The organism is Bacillus sp. JJ1532 (genome assembly GCF_036965085.1).
Lineage (GTDB): Bacteria > Bacillota > Bacilli > Bacillales > Cytobacillaceae > Cytobacillus.
In genome coordinates this window covers 1-3754 of sequence record NZ_JBALOW010000116.1, presented here as the reverse complement: position 1 = coordinate 3754, position 3754 = coordinate 1, and the positions used below count along the sequence as shown (strand labels likewise).

Below are 3754 nucleotides of genomic sequence, written 5' to 3'. Positions count from 1 at the left end.
TCGGCCGCACAACTGCCCCTTTAGTTGAACAAAGAGTAATTACCTGATTATGTGGTTGCTCTCGTTGTATTTTTAAAAATTAATTATTCACTAAAGTTTATATTATTGTCTAGACACCATTCAATCGCAATTTGTTTAAATCGTTCCTCACGATAAGAATACCATTTGTCCTCAATTTCAAAATCAATGATTTTGTCCTTAAACCTCCTAAAAGCACCCTTACCCTTAATCACATTTAATAATATATCTTGTTTTCTTTGATCACTAACAGTTAGGCAAAAGTCTTCCAACATCTCATATTCATTTAGTTCATATTTTGTTGGGAGTTCCTTGTAATTCTCGAAGTTTTCCACTACATCATTAGCAACTTTTCTATCTTCTTGTTCCCAATCTGGTAAATGATCGAATGGTTCTTCATCTTCAGCAGCTCTTAAGTCATCTGAGGTTACTACAATAATTTCGCCAGTTTTAATACTCAGAAATGTCCGAGACTCGTCAAACTGTATCTCCATTTCTTCAATAATAGCTTGAAGCTTTACTTGAATATTCATTATTTTCGGATCACCCTCTATATTTTTTTACTAATGCACCCGTTAGTCAAAATTTTAAGATTAGTTTCCATCAATTAGAATGGTTGTTTCTGCACCACTTTGAACAATTACCACACTCTTCAGGTCTCTTGAAACTTCTTTATTAACCTCAATAACAAATGTTCTTGGTGTTGCATCAGAAGTACAATTACCATCTGGTTGCGATAAAGGCACTGTGATAGCTTTGTTATCTGAGTTTAGTTCAATATTTTTAATCTTATAGGGGCAACTTCCAGACTCCTGAACTCCAATGAAATTAACATCTTTCTCGTTAAAGTCTACATTTGGTGTCTTATTTTCAAATCCATATATGTTCCATGTTTCTTCAAATTCAGATTGATTAACGACTTTTTTTACTAAATACTGAAAATAAGGTGTTGTGTCCCTTTTAAACGCCACCTCATCAAAATCCGTAGGCAAAGATTTTTCACTTGCTATCAAACCAAAGTTAATTTGATTATCTTCTACGTTGTTACTGCAACCGAATACGAATAATAGTGTCAAAAATACAGCAAGAGCAAGAAATGGTTTAATAAACGAAATCTTATCCCTCCTTCATTACCATTATTTTACCACGACCTCCATATCCCTTGTTAAACAAACCTGCTTAGATAGTTGAATACCTTACGTTTCCATTTCTACAATCAAGGCAATAATTCCTCCAATACGAAAAGGAGGAGATATTTTTGTTATTATCAAGAACTTGGGAATTATATGAATCGGATAAAAAGATCGAAGGATTCTCCCCTCACACATTAAAAGCATATAAGCTCAAAACTAAGCTACTTATCCAATACTTTGACGATGTGAATATTGAATCATTGACTCTTGATCGGCTGAAAGAATACTTAGCAAAATCCAGTGAACACCTCAAGCCCTCAAGTCTGGCTCAACGAATTCGATTTATTAAATCGATATTTTGTTGGTCGCACGAAGAAGGGCATATACCGAAAAATCCTGCTGCAAAAATCAAAGAACCTAAACAAGGAAAACGGATTCCTAAATTTTTAACAGAGAGAGAAATAGAACACTTAAGGGAAGCATGTATTACGCCAATGGAAAAGGCATTATTTGAATTTATGTTTTCAACAGGTTGTAGAATAGGGGAAATTGTTTCTCTTGATAAAAATTGTATTAATTGGTCCAATCGTTCAGCCATTGTGCTTGGGAAAGGTGATAAGGAAAGGGAGGTCTACTTTAATATACGGTGTGAAATCTGGCTCAAACGATACTTGGATCTTCGCCAGGATAAAGACACAGCTATTTTTGTTACTGAACGGCACCCACATAGAATGAGTATTGGACAAATGAGATATATCATAAAACGAATATCAAGTCGAGCAGGGATCAACAAAGAAATTCATCCACACCAACTGCGCCACAGCTATGCGACACACCTATTGAACAACGGAGCTCCTATTGATGTTATTCAAAGTTTACTGGGACACGAAAAAAGCGAGACCACTAGGATTTATGCTCAGCTAAGTGGAAGCGTTAGAAGAGAATTTTACAGAAAATATTTTTAATAATGGATGGCAAAAGGCAACGGACACTCCGCTGCCTTTTCACTTTCGCACCCGTTAGTTGAAGTAGAAAAAATAGACCCATATTCAACACTCGCGCCAGTTCTCCTTCACTAAATTTAAAATAGAGACGGTCCATAAAGAAATTAATTCAATTAAGCCATAGCGATTCACTACAACTAGAGCGTCTCATCCAATTTCTGAATCTTTGAGTCGGAAATTAAATAAACATTGCCAAAAACGTCGATTTTGTCTCCTTTTACACGTACAGCGCAATCTTTGTTCGACGCATAAATATTTATTTCTTCCGATAGGGGAGATAGTTCGCTTTGAACCAGTGCAATGTTATTTTCAAGATCAAAATGAGACAGGACGGAAAAATTGTCAAGACCGATTCCGTCGTAAACAGAGCTCATTTCAACTTCATATCCAAAGTTTTTCGAGCATAACCATTTAGCGGACATGTTGATTGCTCCAGCGCTTGTTCCCATCACAACGGCGCTGCTTTTTTTAATCGAATCCGATAATTCATATTCCATCAAAAAACCATTTTGATTAAGAATATTGCCACCCAACAAGAAAATGACGGAAGCATTTTGAATAATCGTTTGGGCATCTCTCTTCTGTACGCGGTAATTAATTAAATGATACTCATCAAACATAATGCAAGCCTGATCGAGCCACGAGCGTTCAGTAGCACCATCATCTTCATAAATAGATGGATTCGAGCTAATCATAGCAAGCGATTTTCTATCAGTTATATCCTCCTGTAACACCCTACCCAGATTCTCTGGAAAAAAATTGTTAAACCAACCTAAATAATAGTGAGTTTTCATAAGTACCCCCTCAGCAAAGTGTAAATAACATTTATTCCTTACGTCACTCATTCTGTTTTCTTGTCACTCTCAATATGCCCGATTGTTAAACACAATTTAAACAACACTCTTCAACTATCCTGCCCGTTAGCACAAGAAGACAGGGATTGCCCGCAGCCATCCCTCTTCTTGAACTCTAGCCCCCGTTAATGCAAGAAGAACAGAGCTTCTATTAGCCAGCTTACCAAACGTGATAAATTGTTTAATTGTTATTCGGCATGGCTGCGGGTTTATTTAATAAACAATGTCGCGTAGGAATGGCATAACAACCCCCATGACAAACAAAGCGATGGCGACGTATAGGATGGTTCCTGCTATTGGTAGAATCCATTTTTGCTTCTTGTATTGGAACCAGTAATTAACTGCCCACATGACGAGCAGAAAACCAATAAGACCGAATTTAAATATGTCAGAGATGGGGTCTTGGGCTGGGCTAATATTTACCACAGAGAAAAACGCGAGAAAACCGATAGCTCCCAATAGGATTAAATTGACAACATGCACGACAATATTATAAGAATTGTTATTCAATAAATCTCCACCCCGATCATTTATAGTTCACAATCTCAATTTATTAATAACATTTTATCAAACTTTTATATAAATTATCGTTCTTTCTTATAGAGAATCAAACGTTATTTCAAAGCCAGATGATAAAACAACGAACAAAACATTAGTAAAGGACCCTCATTATCTACTCCCCTTCTCATCTGAATTAAACAAACAATGCTTCTTCAACTAACCTGCCCCTTTAGCCGCCCATGCA

General features: G+C 36.3%; 5 protein-coding genes. 1 reads left to right on the top strand and 4 read right to left on the bottom strand.

Translation table 11 applies throughout. From position 1 onward, the window contains the following. Positions 1-83: 83 nt before the first annotated feature. On the bottom strand, positions 84-551 hold the full coding sequence (locus tag V7122_RS24295) for a UPF0158 family protein (RefSeq protein ID WP_335529712.1): 468 nt from the start codon (positions 549-551) through the stop codon (positions 84-86). 60 nt (positions 552-611) lie between these two features. Next, positions 612-1010 carry a hypothetical protein gene (locus V7122_RS24290; RefSeq protein ID WP_335529709.1) on the bottom strand — a complete coding sequence of 133 codons (399 nt, stop codon included), beginning with the start codon at positions 1008-1010 and terminating at the stop codon, positions 612-614. Between the two features lie 266 nt (positions 1011-1276). Here V7122_RS24290 and V7122_RS24285 point away from each other — a divergent pair, with 266 nt between their 5' ends. Beyond that, the gene (locus V7122_RS24285; protein WP_335529706.1) at positions 1277-2116 is read left to right on the top strand and encodes a tyrosine-type recombinase/integrase; all 840 of its coding nucleotides are present in this window, start codon (positions 1277-1279) and stop codon (positions 2114-2116) included. Positions 2117-2292: 176 nt separating this feature from the next. Here V7122_RS24285 and V7122_RS24280 read toward each other — a convergent pair whose 3' ends face one another. Together V7122_RS24280 and V7122_RS24275 are read right to left on the bottom strand one after the other, a co-directional pair. Beyond that, positions 2293-2949, bottom strand: coding sequence for a Type 1 glutamine amidotransferase-like domain-containing protein (locus tag V7122_RS24280; protein ID WP_335529703.1), 657 nt, complete (start codon positions 2947-2949; stop codon positions 2293-2295). Positions 2950-3222: 273 nt separating this feature from the next. Then, entirely contained in the window at positions 3223-3519 is a 297-nt protein-coding gene (locus tag V7122_RS24275) for a hypothetical protein (protein ID WP_335345934.1), read from the bottom strand. Positions 3520-3754: the final 235 nt, after the last annotated feature.